The following is a 920-nucleotide window of genomic DNA, read 5'->3' on the forward strand; positions in this document are numbered from 1 at the left end:
AGCACGTTGCGGGCATAGAGCGCCGAGGCGTCGGCCGCCACCATGCTGGCCAGGTTGGTATGGCCGATGAGGGTGACGCCATGGCGCTCGACCACTTCGTCGGCCACCGTCAGCGGGCAGTTGCCGCCCTGCGCGGCGGCCAGGTCGACCACCACCGAGCCCGGCTTCATCTGCTGCACGGTCGCTTCCTGCAGCAGCACCGGCGCCTTGCGGCCCGGGATCAGCGCGGTGGTGATGACGATGTCGGCCTGGATCGCGCGCTGGTGCACCAGCTCGGCCTGGCGCTTCATCCAGTCCGGCGGCATCGGGCGCGCATAGCCGCCCACGCCTTGCGCGATCTCGCGCTCCTCATCGGTCAGGAACGGCACGTCGAGGAACTTGCCGCCCAGCGATTCGATCTGCTCCTTGACCGCGGGGCGGACGTCGGAGGCCTCGATCACCGCGCCCAGGCGCTTGGCGGTGGCGATCGCCTGCAGGCCGGCGACGCCGGCGCCCAGGATCAGCACGCGCGCGGCCTTGACGGTGCCGGCGGCGGTCATCAGCATCGGCATGAAGCGCTGGTAGTGGTGCGCGGCCACCAGCACGGCCTTGTAGCCAGCGATGTTGGCCTGCGACGAGAGCACGTCCATGCTCTGCGCGCGCGTGGTGCGCGGCGCGGCCTCGAGTGCGAACGCGGTCACGTTGGCTGCCGCCATGCGCGCGTTGTTCTCGGCATCGAAGGGATTGAGCATGCCCACCAGCACGGCCCCCGGCTTCATCTGTGCCAGTTCGGCGTCATCCGGCGCGCGCACCTTGAGCACCAGCTGGGCTCCCAGGGCTTCGGCAGCGGTGCCGATGGTGGCGCCGACCGCTTCATACGCGCCATCGGGCTGGCTGGCGCGTACGCCGGCGCCGGCCTGGACGATGACCTTGTGGCCCTG

At 70.9% G+C, this 920-nt stretch carries 1 protein-coding gene; it reads right to left on the bottom strand.

The window, feature by feature from the left end; translation table 11 throughout:
• Nucleotides 1–920: NAD(P) transhydrogenase subunit alpha (locus J8I82_RS37805; protein WP_209765741.1), on the bottom strand; the 920-nt coding region annotated here is incomplete at both ends.

The organism is Cupriavidus consociatus, from assembly GCF_017814975.1.
In the GTDB taxonomy this organism is placed as follows: Bacteria; Pseudomonadota; Gammaproteobacteria; order Burkholderiales; family Burkholderiaceae; genus Cupriavidus; species Cupriavidus consociatus.